Source organism: Halomonas sp. LC1 (assembly GCF_030247125.1).
Classification (GTDB): domain Bacteria; phylum Pseudomonadota; class Gammaproteobacteria; order Pseudomonadales; family Halomonadaceae; genus Vreelandella.
Window position 1 is genome coordinate 36,888 of record NZ_JASSPG010000008.1, and the last position, 21,848, is coordinate 58,735.

At 60.5% G+C, this 21,848-nt stretch carries 18 protein-coding genes; 17 read left to right on the top strand and 1 reads right to left on the bottom strand.

Going from position 1 to position 21,848, the window contains the following annotated elements; genetic code table 11:
* The first annotated feature begins 17 nt into the window (after positions 1 to 17).
* The 15 genes from QIT27_RS13600 (at position 18) to QIT27_RS13670 (ending at position 18,137) form a co-directional block, all read left to right on the top strand.
* Complete coding sequence (locus QIT27_RS13600; protein ID WP_285264239.1) at positions 18 to 2,198, top strand: methyl-accepting chemotaxis protein; 2,181 nt, start codon at positions 18 to 20, stop codon at positions 2,196 to 2,198.
* The gene (locus QIT27_RS13605) at positions 2,195 to 3,064 is read left to right on the top strand and encodes a CheR family methyltransferase (RefSeq protein WP_159340614.1); all 870 of its coding nucleotides are present in this window, start codon (positions 2,195 to 2,197) and stop codon (positions 3,062 to 3,064) included. Before QIT27_RS13600 ends, QIT27_RS13605 begins: the two co-directional genes overlap by 4 nt.
* An 88-nt stretch (positions 3,065 to 3,152) precedes the next feature.
* The gene (locus QIT27_RS13610) at positions 3,153 to 4,214 is read left to right on the top strand and encodes a protein-glutamate methylesterase/protein-glutamine glutaminase (protein WP_253019269.1); all 1,062 of its coding nucleotides are present in this window, start codon (positions 3,153 to 3,155) and stop codon (positions 4,212 to 4,214) included.
* A gap of 53 nt (positions 4,215 to 4,267) precedes the next feature.
* Positions 4,268 to 5,977: a methyl-accepting chemotaxis protein gene (locus QIT27_RS13615; protein WP_285264146.1), complete on the top strand. Its 1,710-nt coding sequence runs from the start codon at positions 4,268 to 4,270 to the stop codon at positions 5,975 to 5,977.
* 53 nt (positions 5,978 to 6,030) lie between these two features.
* Positions 6,031 to 6,420, top strand: coding sequence for a chemotaxis response regulator CheY (gene cheY, locus QIT27_RS13620; RefSeq protein WP_139527816.1), 390 nt, complete (start codon positions 6,031 to 6,033; stop codon positions 6,418 to 6,420).
* Between the two features lie 42 nt (positions 6,421 to 6,462).
* A complete protein-coding gene (cheZ, locus tag QIT27_RS13625) occupies positions 6,463 to 7,158 on the top strand; it encodes a protein phosphatase CheZ (RefSeq protein ID WP_159340616.1) in 696 nt (231 codons plus the stop codon).
* A gap of 133 nt (positions 7,159 to 7,291) precedes the next feature.
* Positions 7,292 to 8,458: a flagellar biosynthesis protein FlhB gene (gene flhB, locus QIT27_RS13630; protein ID WP_285264147.1), complete on the top strand. Its 1,167-nt coding sequence runs from the start codon at positions 7,292 to 7,294 to the stop codon at positions 8,456 to 8,458.
* On the top strand, positions 8,455 to 10,536 hold the full coding sequence (gene flhA, locus QIT27_RS13635; protein WP_159340618.1) for a flagellar biosynthesis protein FlhA: 2,082 nt from the start codon (positions 8,455 to 8,457) through the stop codon (positions 10,534 to 10,536). Before flhB ends, flhA begins: the two co-directional genes overlap by 4 nt.
* 18 nt (positions 10,537 to 10,554) lie before the next feature.
* A complete protein-coding gene (gene flhF / locus QIT27_RS13640) occupies positions 10,555 to 12,750 on the top strand; it encodes a flagellar biosynthesis GTPase FlhF (protein ID WP_285264148.1) in 2,196 nt (731 codons plus the stop codon).
* Positions 12,747 to 13,346: a hypothetical protein gene (locus QIT27_RS13645; RefSeq protein WP_253019272.1), complete on the top strand. Its 600-nt coding sequence runs from the start codon at positions 12,747 to 12,749 to the stop codon at positions 13,344 to 13,346. Before flhF ends, QIT27_RS13645 begins: the two co-directional genes overlap by 4 nt.
* Positions 13,347 to 13,392: 46 nt before the next feature.
* The gene (locus QIT27_RS13650; RefSeq protein WP_285264149.1) at positions 13,393 to 13,842 is read left to right on the top strand and encodes a flagellar protein FlhE; all 450 of its coding nucleotides are present in this window, start codon (positions 13,393 to 13,395) and stop codon (positions 13,840 to 13,842) included.
* A gap of 26 nt (positions 13,843 to 13,868) precedes the next feature.
* Positions 13,869 to 14,570: an RNA polymerase sigma factor FliA gene (locus QIT27_RS13655; RefSeq protein WP_285264150.1), complete on the top strand. Its 702-nt coding sequence runs from the start codon at positions 13,869 to 13,871 to the stop codon at positions 14,568 to 14,570.
* Between the two features lie 39 nt (positions 14,571 to 14,609).
* A complete protein-coding gene (locus QIT27_RS13660; RefSeq protein ID WP_159340622.1) occupies positions 14,610 to 15,425 on the top strand; it encodes a motility protein A in 816 nt (271 codons plus the stop codon).
* Between the two features lie 4 nt (positions 15,426 to 15,429).
* Positions 15,430 to 16,101: an OmpA/MotB family protein gene (locus tag QIT27_RS13665; protein WP_159340623.1), complete on the top strand. Its 672-nt coding sequence runs from the start codon at positions 15,430 to 15,432 to the stop codon at positions 16,099 to 16,101.
* Positions 16,102 to 16,124: 23 nt separating this feature from the next.
* Positions 16,125 to 18,137 (top strand): sensor domain-containing diguanylate cyclase, encoded by a 2,013-nt coding sequence (locus QIT27_RS13670; protein WP_285264151.1) that lies wholly within the window; start codon positions 16,125 to 16,127, stop codon positions 18,135 to 18,137.
* Here the strand turns inward: QIT27_RS13670 and QIT27_RS13675 are convergent.
* A complete protein-coding gene (locus QIT27_RS13675; protein WP_285264152.1) occupies positions 18,134 to 18,712 on the bottom strand; it encodes a hypothetical protein in 579 nt (192 codons plus the stop codon). The genes QIT27_RS13670 and QIT27_RS13675 overlap by 4 nt on opposite strands.
* Before the next feature lie 205 nt (positions 18,713 to 18,917).
* Here QIT27_RS13675 and QIT27_RS13680 point away from each other — a divergent pair, with 205 nt between their 5' ends.
* Both QIT27_RS13680 and QIT27_RS13685 read left to right on the top strand, forming a co-directional pair.
* Positions 18,918 to 21,029 (top strand): adenosylcobalamin-dependent ribonucleoside-diphosphate reductase, encoded by a 2,112-nt coding sequence (locus QIT27_RS13680; RefSeq protein WP_285264153.1) that lies wholly within the window; start codon positions 18,918 to 18,920, stop codon positions 21,027 to 21,029.
* Positions 21,030 to 21,077: 48 nt separating this feature from the next.
* On the top strand, positions 21,078 to 21,827 hold the full coding sequence (locus QIT27_RS13685; RefSeq protein ID WP_285264154.1) for a ribonucleoside-diphosphate reductase: 750 nt from the start codon (positions 21,078 to 21,080) through the stop codon (positions 21,825 to 21,827).
* Positions 21,828 to 21,848 lie beyond the last annotated feature (21 nt).

The window sequence follows — 21,848 nt, forward strand, 5'->3', positions numbered from 1 at the left end:
AACAATAAGGCAGCATGATGCGTAATAACCAGCCAGTGACTCAACGGGAAGTTGAGCTTAAACAAGACGATTTTCTTGTCTCACGCACGGATTTGAAAGGGCGGATTACCTACGCCAATCCGGCGTTCATCGAGATAAGCGGCTATCAGCACGACGAGCTGATCGGGGCACCGCATAACCTGATACGTCATCCGGATATGCCGTCGCCCGCGTTTGAAAATCTTTGGAAAACCGTTCAGGCCGGTGACACCTGGCGGGGACTGGTGAAGAACCGCTGTAAGAACGGCGACCACTACTGGGTCGACGCCAGCGTAACGCCGATCGTGGAAAACGACCAAGTGATTGGTTACACCTCGGTTCGCGTGCAGGCAACCCGTGAGGCGATTGCGCAAGCGGAACGGCACTATGCCGACATGCGTGAGGGGCGCCAAAAGCGTCTCTACCTCGATAAGGGTCGTGTACGCCAGAAAGGGGTGTGGCAGCGTATCAAGCGCACCCGGCTCGACACCATTCGTGCCAAGTTGATCGGCATGGTGGTGGTCGCGGGAGCGCTACTGACGGCCAGCGGAGGATTAGGGCTTTACGGCCTGAACGTGGCGGGTGATCGGTTGGGCGAGCTAAACGACGACGGACTCAGAGACGTTATTCGGTTACAGCAGATCGACCAAACCATCGCTCAGACCCGTCAATCGATGATCGAGCCCGAGCGTATGGAACTGATCAACCAGCGCTTCGAGATGGGCGAGGCCGTTGCTGACAATGCCGCTGAAGTGGCCAGTGTGTGGGAGGCGTTCTACCGCCGCGACGTGAACGCAACCCCGCTTGCCGATGCCTTCAACGAACAGCTGCAAGCCTTTTTGACGAACGGCATGAACCAAGCGGCAAGCGTGCTACAAGCCGAAGAGACGTACCAAGCCTTCACCGGCCTGGACGGGGTGATCAACGTCATGAATGAGGATGGGCGTGCCCTATCGGGCATGGTCAACGAGCTGATAGCGCAAAAACAGGCGGCCGCCGAGGCCATGGCCGCAGATGCCGAGCGTGGCCAGACAGCCATGTTCACGGCCCAGGCTGCGATGCTGGGCATAGGACTATTGCTGTTGGTGCTCATCAGCGTCGTGACGCTGCGCTCGATCATTACGCCGCTCAAGCGCGCCTCGCGTTTCACGCTGCAAATTGCCGGTGGCAACCTGGCGGCCCGCGTACCGCCCAAACGGCGCGATGAGATTGGTCAGTTGATGGACTCGCTCAATACCATGCGCAAAAGCCTGAGCAGCATCATTAGTGACGTGAAAGGGGGCATCGAAGTCGTCACGCCCGCCGCCAAAGAGATCGCCAGCGGTAACGAAGCGCTTTCTTCGCGTACCGAGCAGCAGGCCGCATCGCTGCAGCAAACTGCCTCGAGTATGGAGGAAATGACCACGACGGTACGGCAAAACAGTGATAATGCTCAAGAAGCGCGGCGGCTGGCCGATAATAATGCAACAAGGGTTACACAAACCGGCGAATTGATGACACAACTGGTCGCCAATATGCAGCGGATTACCCAAAGCTCACAGAAAATGACCGAGATCATCAACGTCATCGATTCGATTGCCTTTCAGACCAATATTTTGGCCTTGAATGCATCGGTGGAGGCCGCTCGCGCTGGTGAGCATGGCCGAGGATTCGCCGTAGTGGCCGAAGAAGTGCGCAAGTTGGCCGGACGCAGTGCTGGGGCATCGCAAGAGATTCGTTCGTTGATTGACGCATCCAACCAGCAAGTCAGTGCGGGTGCCGGTCTGGTGGAGAGAGCCGAAGCAGCCATCGTTGACGTTGCTGACGCCGCCCGCAGCGTGACCCACATCATGCACGATATCTCGGCAGCCTCCGAAGAGCAGAGCAGCGGGATTGCGGAGGTCAATCAGGCCGTCGCAGAGATGGATCAAGCAACACAGCAAAACGCCCTGCGCGTTCAAGAAACGGCGCAAGCGGCAATGGCATTAGAGCAGCGGGCAAGCCTGTTGGCGCTATCGGTGGAAGCGTTCCGGCTCACGAGCCAGGGGCCGTTGACGCCGCCAGCCGGTCAATCTGGCATGGCCGCTTTACCGAGCGCCAAGGCACCGCCTGCGGCAGACAAGATCAGCAGCGCCACAACGCCTGCGCCGAGTCATAAGAAGCGGCAGATGGCCTCTGTAGAGGAGTGGGAAGAGTTTTGACAGACCAACGCGAACGGGGTAGCGACGCCGGCCAATGGGCGTCCAGTGGACAGATCGAGCGTGATCTGGTGCTGACCGATGCGGATTTTGCGCGTATTCGAGAGTTGATTTATCAGCGCGCAGGCATCGTTTTGGCCGAGCATAAGCGTGAAATGGTCTACAGCCGCTTGGCCAAGCGGCTGCGTCATCACGGCATGACGCGCTTTACCGACTACCTGTCGCGGCTGGAGCGTCAGCCTGACGCGAAAGAGTGGGAAGCGTTCACTAACGCGCTGACGACCAATCTCACGGCTTTTTTCCGTGAGTCACACCACTTTCCGCTGCTTGCCGACCACATCAAGCACAAGCCTGATCCTGTCACCATTTGGTGCTCGGCGGCATCGACGGGAGAAGAGCCCTACTCCATCGCCATGACGCTGTTGGAAACCCTGGGGCCTAAAGCGTCCCAGGCCAAGGTCATTGCCACGGATATCGACACCGAAGCGTTGGCCAAAGCGCGTAAGGGCATCTATCCCCAGGAGCAGGTGCGCAAACTCGACGAAGCGCGGGTTAAGCGGTTCTTTCAGAAGGGGACCGGCAACCATATCGGGCTTGCCCGTGTGCGGCCGGAGGTGTCGGCACTGGTAGAGTTCATGCCACTCAATCTATTGGCACCCCAGTGGCCGGTCAAAGGGCCGTTCGATGCAGTGTTTTGCCGTAATATCATGATTTATTTCGATAAAGACACACAGGCCAAGATTTTGAAGCGGTTCGCACCGCTCATGAAGCCCGACGGTCTGCTTTTTGCGGGGCATTCCGAAAACTTCTCGTATATCAGCGATGCGTTTAAGTTGCGCGGGCAGACGGTTTACACCCTCGCGAAATAAGTGAACAAAAGATGCGCGCTTCGCTCGGCCGTGGGCGTTATCCCCCCACGAGCGACGCGGCAATGGCTACCGTAAGAGGAGGCGTGCTTTGAGCGCAGCCAAGATTAAAGTGTTGTGCGTCGATGATTCGGCGTTGATTCGTGATTTGCTGACGGAAATCATTAACTCACAGCCCGACATGGAAGTCGTCGCCGTTGCGCCTGACCCCATTGCTGCCCGTGATTTGATCAAGCAGCACAACCCTGATGTGCTGACGCTGGATGTCGAGATGCCGCGTATGGACGGACTCGACTTTTTGGAGCGCTTAATGCGTTTGCGCCCGATGCCGGTGCTGATGGTGTCATCGCTGACGCAAAGCGGTTCTGAAATCACCCTGCGAGCGCTGGAGCTGGGCGCGCTGGATTTTGTTGCCAAGCCGAGCCTGGGCATTCGTAGCGGCATGATGGAGTACGCCAACGAGATCGCCGATAAGCTCCGCGCTGCCGCACGCTCTCGCCCGCGTCAGGCGCGTCATAAGAACACGCCCCCGCCCAGCCAGTTAAAAGCGCCGATGACGACCAGTGAAAAGCTCATCATCATCGGCGCCTCCACGGGAGGTACCGAAGCCATCCGCGCGGTGTTGGAGCCGCTGCCCGCCAACGCGCCTGCCATTTTGATCACTCAGCACATGCCGGGGGGCTTTACCCGCTCCTTCGCCGAGCGTCTGGATCGTTTGTGCCGCATCACCGTGAAAGAGGCCACCGACGGCGAGCGTGTGCTACCCGGTCACGCTTACATTGCGCCCGGCGATCAGCACCTGGAGCTGGCACGTAGCGGTGCGAACTACGTGGCCCGGCTCAACGATGGACCGCCGGTGAACCGTCACCGTCCGTCGGTCGATGTGCTGTTTCACTCGGCTTCGAAGCATGCCGGTAAGAACGCCATCGGCGTGATTCTCACTGGGATGGGGAAAGACGGCGCGGCGGGGCTGTTGGAGATGCGCCAGGCAGGCGCGCCCACCATCGCCCAGAACGAAGAGTCCTGCGTGGTGTTCGGCATGCCTCGTGAAGCGATTGCCGTTGGTGGCGCCGTCGAAGTCGTCGCGCTCGACGACATCCCGTCACGGTTGATGGCGCTCATCGCCGCCTCCGGTCGCGCCCAGCGCGTTTGACGACACGATAACGATCATCACCAGGACAGATATTGACAAGGGAAGCTACAACAATGACTCGCTTGCTGCGCAATCTCAGTATTCATGCCGCCGTCGTCACGGCACTTACATGCTTCGTCGCCCTCATTTTGGTGGTGGCCGGGCTAGGGGTCATGGCCGACCGTAACGCGCAAACCAATCTGGCTACGCTCAATTTGATTGGCAATGAACAGCTCAACGAGCTGAACCGCGCGGATTCGCTGCTCAATCAGGCCATGCTGGCGATGGAAACGGCGTCGAATCTGTTGATGGTGGGGCGTACGCAGCAATCCAACGAGCAGGTCGATGTGGCGGCCAACCGCATCGAGCGGGCCGAGCAGCGCTTCAATAAGTTCGCGGCCGCACCACGTACGCCCCAAGGGCAAGTATTGGGTGAGGCGGTGGATGACAATTTCCGCACGGTACTCGAGCTGGTCAAACAGCAGCACGCCAGCTTCGAGTTCATGGATATCAATACCTTCAATCAGTTGCGCGGTGAATTGGCTCAACCGCTTGAAGCGCTTTCAGCCAGTATTACAGCCTTTGTCGAATATGGATTTAATCGGGTTGACAATATCCGTACTGATGCCGAGTCCCAGGGCGATACCTTTACGCTGATTAACGCCCTTGCCGTTGGGTTGGCGCTTCTGGTCACGCTGTTGATCTACCTCGGCTTGCGCCGTACGGTCATTGCGCCGTTGAACAATGCCGTTCAACGGCTGGATCGTATTGCCGAGGCGGATCTGACCCAGCCATTGCCCGAAGCCGGTAAGAATGAAATTGGACGCCTTTTCGCGGCCATGGCGACCATGCAACAGAACCTCAGCGCGACCGTGACACGCGTACGCGAAGGCAGCCGCGAGATTCACCACGGTACCCGAGAAATCGCCAGCGGCAATGCGGATCTCTCGTCACGCACCGAGCAGCAGGCTGCTTCGATCGAGCAAACGGCGGCCAGCATGGAGCAGATGACCGCGACCGTGAAGCAGAACGCTGACAATGCCCGTCAGGCCAGCACCTTGGCTGCGGACGCCTCGACCACGGCCGAGCAGGGCGGCGACGTGGTTCAGCAAGTGGTCGAGACCATGCAGGGTATCTCCACGAGCTCGCAGAAAGTGGCCGACATTACCAGTGTGATCGATTCGATTGCCTTTCAGACCAATATTCTAGCGCTCAACGCCTCCGTCGAAGCGGCGCGGGCCGGTGAGCAGGGGCGCGGCTTTGCCGTCGTGGCGGGCGAGGTGCGCAACCTCGCTAGCCGGAGTGCCGATGCCGCAAAAGAGATTAAAACGCTGATTGACGCCTCTGTTAGCCAAATCAACCAGGGCTCTTCTCTGGTAGAAAAGGCGGGTCAAACCATGACCGACGTGGTCACGGCGGTGCGCCGCGTGACCGATATCATGGATGAGATCTCCGCTGCGTCTCAGGAGCAGAGCGATGGTATCGAGCAGGTGAGTCAGGCCGTTGGCCAGATGGATCAGGTGACGCAGCAAAACGCTGCGCTGGTGCAGCAAGCCTCTGCCGCTGCGGCGTCGCTCGAAGAGCAGGCGAATCGCTTAGAGGAAGCCGTCGCGGTCTTTCAGGTGGTGAGCGCCCAGTCCGCGCGCAGCGCGTTACCGCCGCAGCGTGTCGCGGCGTCGAGCGCGCCTAGCAAACCCGCGCTGGGGAAAGCAGCACCGTCTGCCGCTACGCCGTCGCCGCGTCAAGCGACACCCCAACACCACGATGAGTGGGAAGAGTTTTAACCCTGACTGAATTGACAGTCACCCAATACATGATGTTAGTGAGAGGATGACCCATGGCCGATAAGAACATGAGCTTCTTGGTAGTAGACGACTTTCCCACCATGCGCCGGATCGTCCGCAGCCTGCTCAAAGAGCTTGGCTTTACCAACGTGGATGAAGCCGAAGATGGGCAAGACGCGCTCAACAAGCTGCGCGCTGGCAACTTTGAGTTCGTCGTGTCAGATTGGAACATGCCGAACCTTGACGGCCTGGAGATGCTGAAGGAGATCCGTCAGGATGATGCGTTGAAAGACCTGCCGGTTCTCATGGTGACGGCGGAAGCCAAAAAAGAGAACATCATTGCTGCCGCACAAGCAGGTGCCAATGGTTACGTCGTCAAGCCGTTCACTGCCGCCACCCTGGAAGAGAAGCTGAATAAAATCTTCGAGAAAATGGGTAAATGACGCGGCTGAGCCAAGGTGCTCGGTTAACGAGGAGACAACACAATGAGTCAGAATGAGCAGGGTGGTTCTGCCCAACTGTCCGAAGAAGCCGCTGAAGACCTGATCTTTCGTATCGGTAAGCTCACCCGCATGCTGCGCGACAACATGCGTGAGTTGGGCTTGGACAAAGAGATCGAGAAGGCTGCCGAAGCGATTCCCGACGCCCGTGACCGACTGCACTATGTGGCGACGATGACCGAGCAGGCTGCGGACAAGGCGCTCAATGCCATCGACCGTGCACAGCCGCTGCAGGACCAGCTCTCTGAACGCGCCGAAGCCTTGGATAAGCGCTGGGCCGAGTGGTTCGAAGCGCCCAAGGAGTTGGATGACGCCAAGGCGCTGGTCAAAGAGACGCGTACCTACCTGGGCGATGTACCGCAGATGACGGCAGCGACCAACAAAGAGTTGCTGGACATCATGATGGCGCAGGACTTCCAGGATCTCACCGGTCAGGTCATCAAGAAGATGATGGACGTGATCCGCGAGATCGAACACCAGCTGGTTCAGGTGCTGATCGACAACGTGCCCGGCGCAGAAGCGCGTGAAACGATGCAGCGCAAGGCCGAAGATCAGTGGAAAAACGAGAACGCTCGCCGTAACGAAGACCTGCTCAATGGGCCTCAGGTCAAAGAGAACGCCCCCGATATCGTCACCGGACAGGATCAGGTAGACGACTTATTGGACGAATTAGGCTTTTAATGCCGGGTTATTAGCACATTGTAACCCCCTGCATCTGGCAAAATAAGACCTCAGTTCAGCCGTCCTCAAGGGCGGCTGTGCTTATGGTATGCCTTATTTTGGTCAACCGACCACTCGTCAGCCGGATGACAGCATGGCAGATAACGACAGCGATCAGGAAAAAACCGAAGAGGCCACGCCCCGACGCTTGGACAAAGCGCGGGAAGAGGGACAGGTGCCTCGGTCCCGAGAGCTGACGACCTTCATGATGCTGCTCGGAGGCGTGCTGGGTCTGTGGGGCATGGGGCAGATGCTCTACGACCAGCTCGGTATGGTGATGGAGCAGGCGTTCTTGTTCGAGCGCCGCCACGCCATGGAAAGCATGCCGATGCTGGTCAACGCACTCGACTTGGGCCAGCGAACGCTGATAGCGATGCTGCCGCTCTTCCTTCTGCTCACGGTCATTGCGCTGGTTGCGCCCGCTCTGCTGGGCGGCTGGCTCGTCTCCGCCAAATCCCTGCAGCCCAAATTTTCGAAGCTCAATCCCATCAAGGGGATCAAACGCCTCTTCTCCACCCAGGCGCTGGCCGAGCTGGCCAAGGTGATTGCCAAGTCGGTGCTGGTGGGGAGCGTGGCGTTTAGCTTTTTATATTTTAATATGGGGCGCTTCTTAGGGTTGATGGATCAGCCCGTTCAGCAGGCGCTGGTGAGCGCGCTGAACATGGCCGCGCTCGCGGCAGGGCTCATCGTTTTGTCATTGATCGTGGTGATCCTGATTGACGTGCCGTTCCAGCTTTGGAACAACGCCAAGCAGCTGCGCATGACCAAAGAAGAGGTGAAGCAGGAGCACAAGGACTCCGAAGGCGACCCTCACGTCAAAGGGCGCATTCGCCAACAGCAGCAGGCCATGGCACGTGGACGCATGATGAGCAAAGTGCCCGAAGCCGATGTGATCATCACCAACCCGACGCATTATGCGGTGGCACTGGTGTACCAAGAGGGGCGCATGGGGGCTCCGCGGCTAGTGGCCAAAGGGGCGGATGCCGTGGCGGCCCGCATCCGTGACATAGGCGAAGAGGCCGGCGTGCCGCGATTGGAAGCAGCGCCTCTGGCGCGTGCCCTGTATCATCACGTTGACTTAGAGGCCGAGGTGCCCGCAGAGCTATACACCGCCGTGGCCGAGGTCATGGCCTGGGCCTACCGTCTGAAGCACGTTGCACAGCAAGGAGGCGAGGTGCCCCCCACTCCCGATAATTTACCGGTTCCCCCGGAAATGGACAGTCCCGGCCGTCGCGCCGGTAGCAATGAGGCGCAAACATGAAAGGCTTAAGCCAGTTGATCAATCAGCGACCCTGGATGAACGACGTGAGCATGAAGCTGCTCGCTGGCCCGCTGCTGATTTTAATGATTCTGGGCATGATGATTCTGCCCCTCCCTCCGTTCGCGCTGGATCTGCTGTTCACCTTCAATATTGCGCTGTCGATCATGGTGCTGCTGGTCAGCATGTTTGCCGAAAAGCCGCTGGATTTTGCGGCGTTCCCGGCGGTACTGCTATTCACGACGCTGCTGCGACTCTCTCTAAACGTTGCCTCTACCCGCGTGGTGCTGATGGAAGGGCACGAAGGCGGCGACGCGGCGGGCAAGGTCATCGAGGCGTTTGGTACCTTCCTCGTGGGCGGTAACTTCGCGGTGGGGTTGGTGGTCTTCCTCATTCTGGTCATCATTAACTTCATGGTTATCACCAAGGGTGCCGGGCGTATTGCCGAAGTGGGCGCTCGCTTCGTGCTTGATGCCATGCCCGGCAAGCAGATGGCCATCGATGCCGACTTGAACGCTGGTCTGATCGGGGAAGACGAAGCGAAGAAGCGCCGTGCCGAAGTGGCCCAGGAAGCCGACTTCTACGGCTCCATGGACGGTGCCAGTAAATTCGTCCGCGGTGATGCAGTGGCGGGTCTGGTCATCATGGTGGTCAACATCATTGGCGGTTTGCTGATCGGTATGATGCAGCACGACCTGGGCTTTGCCGATGCCGCGCGTACCTACACGCTGCTGACGATTGGTGACGGCTTGGTCGCACAGATTCCGGCGCTGGTCATCTCGACCGCTGCAGGCGTCACCGTCTCCCGCGTGAACACCGAGCAGGACGTGGGTCAGCAGATGATCAGCCAGCTGTTCGTCAATCCCCAAGTTATGATTCTGGCGGCCATGGTCATGGGCTTACTTGGCCTTGTGCCCGGCATGCCGAACTTCGTGTTCCTGGTCTTCACTGCGCTGCTGGGCGGTTTGGCGTGGTATCTGATTCGTCGCAAAGAGCATAAGCTGGTCAAAGAAGAGATATCCACGGCACCACCGCCGGTTCAGGAAACGCCAGAGGCCAGCTGGGAAGACGTCCAGCTGGTAGATACGCTGGGCCTGGAAGTGGGCCACCGTTTGATTCCGCTGGTGGATTCACGGCAAAAAGGCGAGCTGTTGGGGCGTATCAAAAGCGTGCGCAAGAAATTCGCCCAGGAGGTGGGCTTCCTACCGCCGGTGGTGCATATTCGCGATAACTTAGAGCTGCCACCCAACACCTACGTGCTTTCCATGAAGGGTGCCGAAATCGGTCGCGCCGAGGCGCAGCCCGGTAAGTGGCTCGCCATCGACCCTGGCCAAGTGTCTGGGGAGCTGCAGGGCACACCGACCCAAGACCCCGCTTTTGGTCTGCCCGCGGTATGGATCGACGCCAATCAGCGCGAGCATGCCCAGGTCTACGGTTACACGGTCGTGGATGCCAGCACGGTGATTGCCACGCACCTGAACCACTTGTTACATCGCCACTCTCCTGAAATGTTGGGCCGCCAGGAAGTGCAAAAGCTGCTGGACAAGCTGGGCGAAGATCAAAAATCGCTGGTCGAGGAAGTGGTGCCCAAAGCGATCTCGCTCACCGTACTGCAGCGGATTCTGCAGAATTTGCTGGACGAGGACGTCTCGATTCGCGACATGCGCACCGTATTGGATACCCTGGCCGAGTACGCTGGGCAGCAGAAAGACCCCAACGAGCTGACTGCGCTGGTGCGTATCGCGCTGGGTCGCGCGATTACCCAGCAGTGGTTCGCAGGCCAAGAGACGCTGCACGTCATGGGCCTCGATGCGCAGCTTGAACAAGTATTGATGCAGGCCATGAACGGTAACGGTGCCATGGAGCCGGGACTGGCGGATACGCTGATGAATCAGGCGCAGCAGGCGCTGGAGAAGCACGAAGGCAGTGGTGAAGCGCCGGTCCTGGTCGTTCAACACTCGCTGCGAGCGGTGCTGTCGCGCTTTTTGCGCCGCCGGATGCGCCACCTGGTGGTCATGTCCCAGGCCGAGATTCCCGACGACCGCACCCTGCGTGTGACCACCCTCGTGGGTGGCCGCTAAATTGGTAACAGGTGACATATGAGCGTGAGACGTTTTGTCGGAGCAAATAGTCGCGATGTAATGCGCCAAGTGCGCGAAGTACTGGGCGACGATGCGCTAATCGTCGCCAATCGCCGCACCGAAGGCGGCGTTGAAATTCTGGCCATGGCCGACGACGCCGTCGATCAGTTCGACCCGTCGCCGACGACCCCCGTAGAGCCCCCCCGTGAAGCACCGGCTCCCGCCTCAGCCCCCGCTTTCTCGCTGCCGACGCAGCCGGACCCGCTGGAAGCGATGAGCGAGCGCCTGCTGCGGGAAATGCAGGATATGCGTGAGCTGCTCTCCCGCCGTCAGCCGGTCGCCGACCCCTCGCGCGGCGCACAAACGACCTACGAGCACCTGCAAGAGCTGCTGGCGCGGGTAGGCTTTAGTGCCGAGCTGAGCCATGAGGTGCTCGAAGCGCTGCCCAACGAGCTGATGACACGGGAAGGCAGCCAGGAAGCTGCCACCGCCTGGCTGCGCGAGCAGCTCATGGCGCGCTTGAAGGTGCTCACGCACGAAGAGCGCTTTTTCGATCAAACCGGTATCGTGGCGCTGGTAGGGCCTACCGGTGTCGGTAAAACCACCACCACGGCCAAACTGGCGGCGCGCTTTGTGATGCGCCACGGTACCCGGCCCGTGGCCCTGGTGACCACCGACAGTTTCCGGATCGGTGCCCACGAGCAGCTGCGTATCTACGCCCGGCTGCTGGATACGCCCATGTATGCCCTCGACGTCGAGCAGCCCATCGACGAGCTGGTAGGGCGGCTGCAAGGCAAGCAGTGGGTGATCATCGACACCGTCGGCATGAGCCAGCGGGATCAGCGGGTCATCGAGCAAATTGCGCATTTACAGGGCGGGCAGTCGACCGTCAGGCTGGTGCTGCTGCTCAATGCCGCCAGTCAGCCGGAGACCCTCGAAGAAGTGGTGTTGCGCTATCGTCAGGCGGCACGTGCCGCTGGAGCCGAACTCGACGACTGCATCATCACCAAGCAAGACGAAGCCGGGCGGCTGGCACCCGTGCTGGATATCGTGATGCGCCACGGTATGCGCGTGCTGTTTGGCTCATACGGCCAGCAGGTGCCCGAGGACATGGCCGTGGCAACGCCCTCTGGGTTGATCGATCAAGCGCTATCTACCCGTGCTTCCAACGTTTCGGCGAACCGGTCCGCGCCGGTGAGCTTGCCGCGCTGGTCCCGGGACGTGCTGGGCCAAGGACGCAGGCTGTCGTCGGTCCTGACGCGGTTGCGTCAGCGGGTCGTCGATTTTCATCGGTTAGAGGCCGCCTGGGACATCGCGGCGTTGCCCAGCGTAGTGCAGGACCAGCGCCTGGAGGCGCTGCTGACCGGCGCGCAGGCCACCCATGACGCGATGGGCATCGTGTGGTCGCCAAGACGCAACGAGCGTGGCTGCGACTGGTCGATGCCGGACGTGGCGCTGAACGAACAAGGCGCTTGGCTGGCGCTAACGCGTTTACAGCACCGCCAACCGGCGGGATGGCAGCCACGCTTGGCGCACTGCCCGACAGACATTGCCGTCCACTTGCTGCCCGCTCTACCGGAGCCAGACACGCTGGCATGGCTCGCCGACCAACACTTGACCTGGGTCAGCGCCGTGTCCGCGAGTCAACGCGTACACTGTCAGGGCGAGCGCTACACCCTGCGCACGCTGTTTCAAGAGAGTACGCTCACTCACGCCGTGAACATTCGGTTTCGCGGGCAAGGCATGCAGCTGCTGACCGCCTACGTGGAGGCGACAGATGCCGCTGGCAACGCCGTGCTGGCCTGGGTCGGCGAGGTTCGCGATCCAGAGAGCAGCAAGCGCGTGGTGCGCCGCTACTGGCTGACGCCTGCCCGACTGGGAAGCGATGTGCTATCGCTGCTGGTCACCCAGTTACAGAGTGACGGGTTGTCGGCGCTCACCAAGCGGGCTTGGCAGCAGTTGAAAGAAGCGGATGGTGGCGAAGTGAGCAGTGAGCTGCGGCTACTCATGGCCAGCGGTGCCGCCACAGTGGCGGGCCATTTGGACCTGGCCGATGACGAAGCGGCCCAAGCCTTACGGGCCGATCTGCTGCGTCTGCTAGGTACCCAGCGAAAACGCCGCGACACCGCGCTGCTGGACGCCTTGGTGCATGTATTGATGGCCCGTGATGCCATTCGTCAGCTAGGTAGCGTCAGTCGTGAGGGCTTGGTATGAGCGGTCAAGATCAAGCGGCGGGCCTGCGTAAATGGGCCGATCTGCAGCGCCAGCAGCGGGCCGCAGAGGACGAACCGCAAGATGCCCAGGACGCAACAGCGGCTCCTGCCGCGCCCGTCACTGCCGAAGAGGCCGCGGTGCATACCCAGGACGCCTTGGCACCCACGGTCGCCTCGGCCGCCGAGCCCGCGACGGTGACGCCACCGCGCCCTCAAAAACCGCTGGTCGTGGTAGGGCTCCCGAACACGGGGGCCGCGCAGGTGGATAAAGTGCGCGGCCGCTTGGGGCAGTGGTCTGCGTTGGGCCGCCAATGGGCAGGCGACCCCCAGGATTGGAAGATTCAGGTGGTCATGGCCGACACGCCGTCGCTGGCCACGCTGGCGAAGGCGCATGCCCGCTGGGCGCTATGGGTCAGCAGCGATGCCGATGCCTTCGCCAGTATGTATCGGGTGCTTCGCCAAGTGCGGGAGCACGGCGGCCCGCGACGTCTGCTAGCGCTCCACGAGCCGCACCTACCGCGCCAAGGGCTGCTGGAGAATTTGCGTGATGCCGCCGCGCACTACTTGGACATCGAGCTGCTACTGCTGGCGCGCTGAACGGCTGTCCGCCGAGGTGAAAATGATGCAGCATGGGGACCAACGTATGAGACCGATGGCCTTACCGGTGTGGAAAAACGTTGTACAGTCGTGCATTGGGCGGTTAGCGCTCGCCGCAATGCTGAGTGCTGCCCTGCTGTCGCTTGACGTACAGGCGGCGACCCCCGGCAGCTGGAGTCGCGACGTACCGGGCGTACTGGTGGCTATGAATGACCGCACCAGCAACAGTCAGGCGATTGCGCCACCGGCAGGCATCCCGTTGGGGGCGGCGACCCTGTCCCGTGTTCAGTGGCGGTTCGAGGCGCCTCCCAGCCAGCCTATCAACGCGTGGCTGTGTCACCCAGAGCGCTGTGTAGCACTGTCGGGCATGCGTGGCAGCACCACCGCGCTGGAAGGTGCGCTGGCGAATGCGCCGCTGCACTTCCGATTTGCCCTGTCCCCCGGCCAGCGGCCGGTACGCGTGCAGGGTTTACAGGTGATAGTGAACTATCAGTAAAGGTCGTTTAGCCGCGAGGCACGAGGATGTATACAGCACAAGGCAGGATCAAACAGAGTGAGCTGTTAACCCAATACATGCCACTGGTGCGACGTCAGGCCTTAACGCTGCAGGTAAGGTTGCCCGCGAGTATTGAGCTAGATGATCTGATCCAGGCGGGCATGGTCGGGCTGTTGGAAGCGCTGGGACGCTTCGACGCTGCCCAGGGCGCAACGTTTGCAACGTTTGCCAGCCAGCGGATTCGCGGTGCCATGATGGATGAGCTGCGCACCCGCGATTGGCTGCCGCGCAGCGTGCGCCGTTCGGCGCGGGCGGTGGATGACGCAGTGCGTCGTCTAGAGCAGCGGTTGGGGCGTCCTCCTGAAGAGGGCGAAATTGCCCGCGAGCTGGGGATGCCGCTGAGCGAATACCAACAGCTGTTGAACGACACTAATAGCGGCCAACTGCTGCCGTTCGAAGAGCTGGTCGCCGATGGCGGCGAGCCCGCCGGGGACGATGCCCAGCACCGGCCGTTCGACCAGCTGCTCGACGAGCAGCAGCGGCAAACGCTGATCGAGGCTATCGAAGCACTGCCCGAGCGTGAAAAGCTCTTGATGGCGCTCTACTACCAAGAAGAGATGAATCTTAAAGAGGTCGGTGCCGTGCTGGGCGTCACCGAGTCGCGGGTGTCCCAGTTGCACAGCCAGGCGGTGAGCCGCCTGCGGGCGCGCCTGCACGAACACGATTAACCCTGGAACTCACTAACCCTAACCGGCGAGGAGCCGTTGATGAACCCATCTACGCTGATCGGTATCTTTGCCAGCATGTTGCTGCTGGTGAGCGTGCTGTTCTTTACCGCAGAGTCGCCCGAAAGTTTTATCAATTTGCCGGGTTTGGCCATCGTGATCACCGGTACGCTGGCGGCGACCTTCATCAGCTATCCGTTGAAGGAAGTATTGCGGGTGGTTCGCCTGGTGGGCTTGGTATTTCGCCGTGAAAATACGTACGTGCGCGACGATATCAACGAACTGGTCGCCATGTCGCGGCTATGGTTCAAAGGCGATGTGCGTGCCGTAGAGCGGGAGCTCGAGCACACCCGTAACCCGTTTCTGCGCACCGGCATCCAACTGGTGATCGCCAACACCAAAGAGGATGAGATTTTCGACATGTTGCGCTGGCGTATCGCCCGCTTGAAAGCCCGCGAACACGCCGAAGCGCAGATTTTTCGCACCATGGCGACCTACGCACCCGCCTTCGGGATGATTGGTACGCTGGTGGGGTTGGTCAACATGCTCGAAGTGATGGATGCGGGTGATCTGCAGGTCATCGGCCCGCGTATGGCGGTGGCGCTATTGACCACGTTCTACGGCATTTTGTTGGCCAATCTCGTGTTCAAGCCCATTGCGGTCAAACTAGAGCGGCGCACCGAAGAGCGTTTGATCACCATGAACATGGTGCTAGAAGGCATTTCTCTGATCACCAAGCGTCGCCTGCCATCGTTCATCGAAGAGACGCTCAACTCTTTCGTGGCGAACTACCATGATGAAATCCGTGACGCCAACGTCAAACCGCGTCCCGACGTAGGCTCCGCACTCAAAGGGTAATGCCATGCTCGACCGCGACTCACGGCATGCCCTGGAGCTGCCCGCTGCGGCGGGGGAGAGCGACGAAAGCTGGTTGACCAGCTATCTGGATGTCCTCACCCTGCTCATCACGCTGTTCGTTCTGCTGCTGGCCCTGACGCCGCCGGGCGGTGGCGAAGGGGGCGATAGCGATGCCATGCGTGCCGCCAGCGCCGTGACATCGCTGCCGCTGGCCAGTCTTGCCACCGGTATCCACCCCCGTCATGATGGCTTGCAGCCTCAAATGGCAGGGTTGGATATACCCGGTGTGAGCGTCTCCCAGGGTCAAGAAGGGGTGACCCTGCGCATCGATGACAGCCTTTTGTTTCCCAGCGGGAACGATGTGCTAACGCCTCAAGGGCAAGATGTGTTAGAACGGCTCTCCTCCGTACTGGAGACCTTCGACGGTCAAATCTCCGTTGAAGGCCACACCGATAATGTGCCTATCTCGACGTCGCGGTTTCCTTCAAACTGGGAACTGTCGGTAGGGCGTGCCATTGCGGTCGTGCGCCAATTAGAACGGCAAGGCATTGCCATTTCACGTATGCGGGCGGTCGGTTACGCCGACACCCAACCCATGGAAAGTAACGCTACCTCGGAAGGGCGAGCAGCCAACCGGCGCGTTGAACTGTTGCTACGGCAGCAGGTCGAGGGGTAAAGCACTATCTCGAGGCTATCTTCGTGTCGAAGCATCACTCGCTACTCCAATCGTTTGGCGCCGTCATGGTGCTCGATGCTGAGAGTAAGCACATTCAAGCGGTCAGCCGTCATTTGACCAAGCTGCTAGGGGTGGTGGATCAAGAGCACCAGGCGCTGACGCCTGCCAGCGTCCTGGGTAAACGATTGAGTCAGCGGTTGCGCCAAGAGCTTCAAGGGCAGCAGCGGCTGGCGAGCCCCCTGGCCTTCCGGCCACCGAATACCACCACGCGGCTGCAGATCCACGCTCACCGCACCCATCACCATGTGATCGTCGAGCTCGAACCTCTTAATCCGTTGGGCAAACGGCGACTGCTAGGCACTGTCAACGAGCGCTTGATGCGTTTGGCCGAAGCGACCCATCAAGAAGAGCTGTTGGATGTGCTGGTGAGCGCCGTGCAGCAGTTGACCGGCCACGACCGTGTGTCGGTGTGCCATTTCGATAGCGACTGGCACGGGCTGATCGTCGCCGAGGCGCAAGGTGGTCCTTTGCCTGCGCTGCTGGGGCAGCGCTTCCCGGCCAGTGACTTTCCCGTCACGCTACGCCGAACCTACGAACGGCATCCCGTTCGCCTGATTTATGACGTGTGTGCCCCCGCCGAACCGCCGCTGCCGTGTACGCCAGATGGTGAGAACGTCGATCTGCGCCACTGTTTTCTACGAGCCCCTGCGCCGGAGCGCCAGCGCTACTTGCAGCGGCTAGGCGTTCGCGGTTCGCTGAGCCTGGCCATGCAGGGCGATAATGGGCTATGGGGCCTGCTGTTTTGTCACTCGGCAGCGCCGCATCCCGTATCGCCCCCGGTGCGCGATGCCGTACGCACGCTGGTGCAGATGGCGACCCAGCGGCTGTTGCTACTTCGGGCGCGACAAGAGGCCCGCTATTTGCAGCGCGTGCAGGATAGCCTGGTGCTATCCACGAATGCCCGGAGCGAGCCGCAAAGTCCCGCCGACTTGTTGGAGGCTCAGGCAGAGACATGGTGCTCGCTGTTCCGCGCCCACGGTGTGGCGCTGTGGTTGAAAGGCAGTGTTTACGCCTGTGGTCATACTCCCGAAGCGGCGGTGATTTGCCAGTTCGTCAAACGCCTGGAGAAAGCCCATCGGCATAGCGGCCCCTGGTGCACACGAGGGGCTGCAAGCGAGCCGCTGACCGCATCGCTGTGCATGCCCGAACAGTGCGGCATTCTGGCCGTACCGCTACCCATGAGCCCTGCCCAGCGTGGCTGGCTGATGTTCTTCCGGCCCGAGCAGGTGGAAACCCTCTACTGGGCAATGCAGCCGACCTCGGCACCGTTACCGTCGGTGATGGTCGCGCCGTCGGCGGCCTGGTGCGAAGAGGTGGTGGGCAAGAGCGAGGCGTGGCAGCGCGTCGAGCGACTGGCCGTCATGGACTTGGGGGAAGATCTGACTCTGGCCATCTCCGCCTATGAGATCAGCACGCTGAACATGCATTTAGAGCGTGAGCGTAAAGCGCTGGCCGCCGCGAACCAGCGCTTGGAGCAGCTGGCGCACTTCGATCCGCTCACTCAGGTGTGGAACCGCTACCGTATCGAACAAGCCATCGATGCAGAGCTGGTGGCGGCCAAGCGATACGGCGCGGCCTTTGCGCTGCTGCTGTTCGACGTGGATCACTTCAAACAGATCAACGATACCCATGGCCACAGCGTCGGCGACGACGTGCTGGTGTCGCTGGCGCGCCTAGTGGAGACGTCCCTGCGCGGCTGCGACCACCTGGGGCGTTGGGGCGGCGAAGAGTTCGTGGTACTGGCGACCCACTCGGACATGGACGCTGCCGTCGGCCTGGCGGAGCGGCTGCGTAGCCTCGTCGCGACGCTGCACGTCAACGGTCTTGAGCAACCCATCACGGTGAGCATTGGCGTGGCGATTTGGCAGCCAGGCGATAGCTGTAAAACGCTCATGGCCCGCGCCGACGTGGCCATGTATCGAGCCAAACGCAGCGGGCGCAACCGGGTAGAGCTGGCCGAAGAGCGCGTGCTCTAAGGCGCGCTGGGTGCCTCGGCAGCCGCGCCAGCGCATAGCACCTGCATCCGCGCCAAGGCTTCGTCTGCCCCCGCCAAGCTAAAGGTCATGTACCACGGCTCCTGCTCGTTTTGATCGAAGCCCAGAAAGAGCTGTTCCCCCGTTTGCATCTCCTCGATCAGCTGCACCATATCGCCCAGATAGAAGTGGGCGTAGAAACCGTCATCACCGCGTTCGGTGATGAACTCAGCCATGGTATCGACAATTGGCTGATCATCGATGCGCAGCCGCGTGGGCACGAGGTTTACCGCGCGACTCTCTCCTTGCTGCTGTTCTAGCGTGACCCGCATCTCTAGCCAAGGCAGATCGCAGACGCCTTGGGTCGCGTTCACGCTGAGCGTAGCGTCGGAGTAGCTGTGGGTTTCTACGGCACGGAAGTGACGTTCGTCGCCCAGGGTGAGGGCCATCGACTGCCAGTGCTCGTGACGCTCGGTGGCGTTGACATTGAACGTCTCTGCCTGCGTCAGCGCTGGACTGGCGAGAAGTAGGGCGGAGAGGGCGTAGGGGATAGCGTTAAGGGCGCGTGTGAGGTTCATAGGTCGTATCGTCATCGAAATCCCTAAGCCTATAGCGTGTTGGGAATAAGCAAAAGGGTAAGGTGCTGATTTTTCTATATCTAGTGTGTTTTATGAAAAAATACGGCCCATATAGTAGAAAGTCGGGTCTATACTCCTTGGCGATGCCTCGTATAATCGGGCTGTTCTCAGCCGCTATTGATCCCTCGTGAAGGAGTTTCGTGACATGAACACCGCAGCCAAGGCGATGAAGACATCCAGTGAGGTCCCTCTACAGGCCCCCTCTAGAGAGATCTGGGATGCCAAATATCGATTGAAAGATCGCCATGGCCAGCCGGTGGATCAGGACGTCTCGGCGACGTTCGAGCGCGTAGCGCGGGCGCTGGCGGCCGTCGAGGGAGATCGCGCTGACGAGTGGCTGCCCAAGTTCCGCTGGGCGCTGGAGAACGGTGCCATTCCCGCCGGGCGCATTCTCTCCAATGCCGGCGCCGAAGCCTATAAGCCCGCCGTCAGCCTGATCAACTGCACCGTGTCGCGCACCATTCGGGATTCCATGCGCGATATTCTCGATTCCGTGGTCGATGCGGGAATGACGCTGAAATCAGGGGCCGGGATCGGCTACGACTTTTCCACTCTGCGCCATAAGGGCGCGTTCGTGTTTGGCGCAGGCGCGGGCACCAATGGCCCGTTGGCCTTCATGGATATCTACGACAAGATGTGTTTCACCGTGGCATCTGCCGGGGGCCGTCGCGGTGCGCAGATGGGTACCTTCGATGTGGGCCACCCTGACGTGCGGGCGTTCATTCAGGCCAAACGCGAAGCCGGGCGGCTGCGTCAGTTCAATCTGAGCCTGCTGATCACCGACGAGTTCATGGAAGCCGTGAAGCACAACGCCGACTGGCCGCTGGCCTTTCCGCTGCACCCAGGTGAAAAAGAGGACGTGAGCGCTGACGACATCATTTACCGCGACTGTCCGGTGGTAGAAGAGGGCTACACGGTGGATGATCAGGGGCGCGTGGCCTGCCGTATTGTCGAGGTGATCAAGGCCCGCGAGCTGTGGGACACGATCATGGCCTCCACCTACGACTACGCCGAGCCGGGCTTCATCTTGATCGATCAGGTCAATCGCATGAACAACAACTGGTTCTGCGAAGATATCCGCGCGACCAACCCTTGCGGCGAGCAGCCGCTACCGCCAGAGGGAGCTTGCCTGCTGGGCTCGGTCAACCTAACCAAGTTCGTGATCGAACCGTTCGGCGCCGAGCCGCGGTTTGATTGGGAGCGCTATCGCAACGTCGTGGCGATCTTTACGCGCATGCTCGATAACGTGGTGGACATTGCTGGCTTGCCGCTTCCCCAGCAGCAGCGTGAAATCGAAGCCAAGCGTCGCCACGGCATGGGCTTTTTGGGTCTGGGCTCGACGCTGACGATGCTGAAAATTCCCTACGGTTCTCAAGCGTCGTTGGCCTTCACCGAAGAGGTGAGCCGTCATCTGGCGTTAGAGGGATGGAAGCAGGCCCTGGTGCTTTCTAAAGAGAAGGGCATGGCGCCTGTGCTTGAAGAGGAGCACACCATTACGCCCAAGATGATGCGCGAGCGCCCACAACTGGCCAGCGACGGTTACGAGGTAGGCGACAAGGTGCCGGGCCGCATCCTTCACGCCCGCTACAGTCAATACATGGCCAAAGTGGCCGAGCTGGAGCCGGAGCTGGTGGCACAGCTTGCTGAACACGGCGCACGCTTTACCCACCACAGTTCGATTGCACCCACGGGTACAATCTCGCTCTCCATGGGTAACAACGCCTCGAATGGTATCGAGCCGTCGTTCTCTCATCGCTATTTCCGCAACATCATTCAGTCCGGCAAAAAGACCAAGGAGCAGGTGGAAGTGGTCTCCTTCGAGCTGGCCGCCTATCGCCACTTCATCGCTGCCGATGCGGTAGAAAGCGATCTGCCGGACTACTTCATTACCGCTGATTCGGTGTCCCCAGAGCAGCATGTGGCGGTACAAGCAGCGGCACAGCAGTGGGTGGATTCTGCCATTTCCAAAACGGTCAACGTGCCGACCGAGTTCCCGTTCGAGCAGTTCCAAGACCTCTATTTGCAGGCGTATGAGAGCCGTTTGAAAGGCTGCACTACCTTCCGCTTCAACCCGGAAGCTTTCCAGGGCGTGCTGGTGCGTGAGGATGACCTGAAGAACACCACTTACGTGTTCGAGCTGGAGAGTGGCGAGACGCTGGAGCTAACGGGTGACGAAAAAGTGCTTTACGACGGTGAGGAGCATAACGCCGCCAATCTGTTCGATGCCTTGAAAGAGGGCACCTACGGCAAGTGGTAAGCGCCAACGCTGGCTTGATGAACTGTCGAAAGACCTGGAGAGAACGTTATGGCGGTCGAAATTACGTCGAAAATTGTCGGTTACCGGATCAAGCAGCCGGAGCAGCCAGCCCCCGAGCCCGTGTTGGCCGAAGAGGACCCGCTGACGGTCCGTATTCCATCGCGCCCAGAGGGGACGCTGGAGGCGGTGTCGGAGAAGATCTCCTACGTGGGGGCCGAAGGGCGCAAGAAGGTCTATTTGCTGGTGTCGTTCATGCCCGTGGAGGGTGTGGTCGGCGGGCAGCGCGTCGTGATCGAGCGCCCGGTAGAGTTCTTCTTCCCGTCGGGCCAGCTCTCCAGCGAGCACCAGTGGATCACCGCCACCATGCGCAGCCTATCGCTGGCTGCGCGGGGTGGCTATGTCACGCAGGCCGTGGCGGACCTGCGCAAGGTGGCCTGGGACAAAGGGCTGGTGCGCTGCGGAATGAACCGCTGGAACAAACCGATGTTTCACGATTCGGAAGTGGCGGCGATTGCCTGGTCGATTCAGCAAATTCTCTATCGGCGAGGTTTCTTGGATCAGGAGGGCAACCAAGTGCCGGTGGAGACGCTGGTGGCTCGCTATGCCCATCGGATGCAGCACGGCCATGCGTGGCAGCCCGACGAGCGCCCAACCGTCGATGAGGCCGCAGCCACGCCTACATCCGCCAGCGGCACTCCAGCCACCGTGGGCACCTGCCCCGAATGCCGAGGGGACTTGATCATGATGGATGGCTGCCCTACCTGTTATGCCGGTTGCGGCTGGTCCAAATGCGGCTAACGCCTCCCGTCTCGTCGCCCT

Bases quoted from the DNA above. Each gene is read 5' to 3' on its own strand.
- QIT27_RS13600 (WP_285264239.1), top strand. From the start codon at position 18: ATGCGTAATAACCAGCCAGTGACTCAACGGGAAGTTGAGCTTAAACAA.
- QIT27_RS13615 (WP_285264146.1), top strand. From the start codon at position 4,268: ATGACTCGCTTGCTGCGCAATCTCAGTATTCATGCCGCCGTCGTCACG.
- cheY (WP_139527816.1), top strand. From the start codon at position 6,031: ATGGCCGATAAGAACATGAGCTTCTTGGTAGTAGACGACTTTCCCACC.
- cheZ (WP_159340616.1), top strand. From the start codon at position 6,463: ATGAGTCAGAATGAGCAGGGTGGTTCTGCCCAACTGTCCGAAGAAGCC.
- flhB (WP_285264147.1), top strand. From the start codon at position 7,292: ATGGCAGATAACGACAGCGATCAGGAAAAAACCGAAGAGGCCACGCCC.
- flhA (WP_159340618.1), top strand. From the start codon at position 8,455: ATGAAAGGCTTAAGCCAGTTGATCAATCAGCGACCCTGGATGAACGAC.
- flhF (WP_285264148.1), top strand. From the start codon at position 10,555: ATGAGCGTGAGACGTTTTGTCGGAGCAAATAGTCGCGATGTAATGCGC.
- QIT27_RS13645 (WP_253019272.1), top strand. From the start codon at position 12,747: ATGAGCGGTCAAGATCAAGCGGCGGGCCTGCGTAAATGGGCCGATCTG.
- QIT27_RS13650 (WP_285264149.1), top strand. From the start codon at position 13,393: ATGAGACCGATGGCCTTACCGGTGTGGAAAAACGTTGTACAGTCGTGC.
- QIT27_RS13655 (WP_285264150.1), top strand. From the start codon at position 13,869: ATGTATACAGCACAAGGCAGGATCAAACAGAGTGAGCTGTTAACCCAA.
- QIT27_RS13660 (WP_159340622.1), top strand. From the start codon at position 14,610: ATGAACCCATCTACGCTGATCGGTATCTTTGCCAGCATGTTGCTGCTG.
- QIT27_RS13665 (WP_159340623.1), top strand. From the start codon at position 15,430: ATGCTCGACCGCGACTCACGGCATGCCCTGGAGCTGCCCGCTGCGGCG.
- QIT27_RS13675 (WP_285264152.1), bottom strand. From the start codon at position 18,712: ATGAACCTCACACGCGCCCTTAACGCTATCCCCTACGCCCTCTCCGCC.
- QIT27_RS13680 (WP_285264153.1), top strand. From the start codon at position 18,918: ATGAACACCGCAGCCAAGGCGATGAAGACATCCAGTGAGGTCCCTCTA.
- QIT27_RS13685 (WP_285264154.1), top strand. From the start codon at position 21,078: ATGGCGGTCGAAATTACGTCGAAAATTGTCGGTTACCGGATCAAGCAG.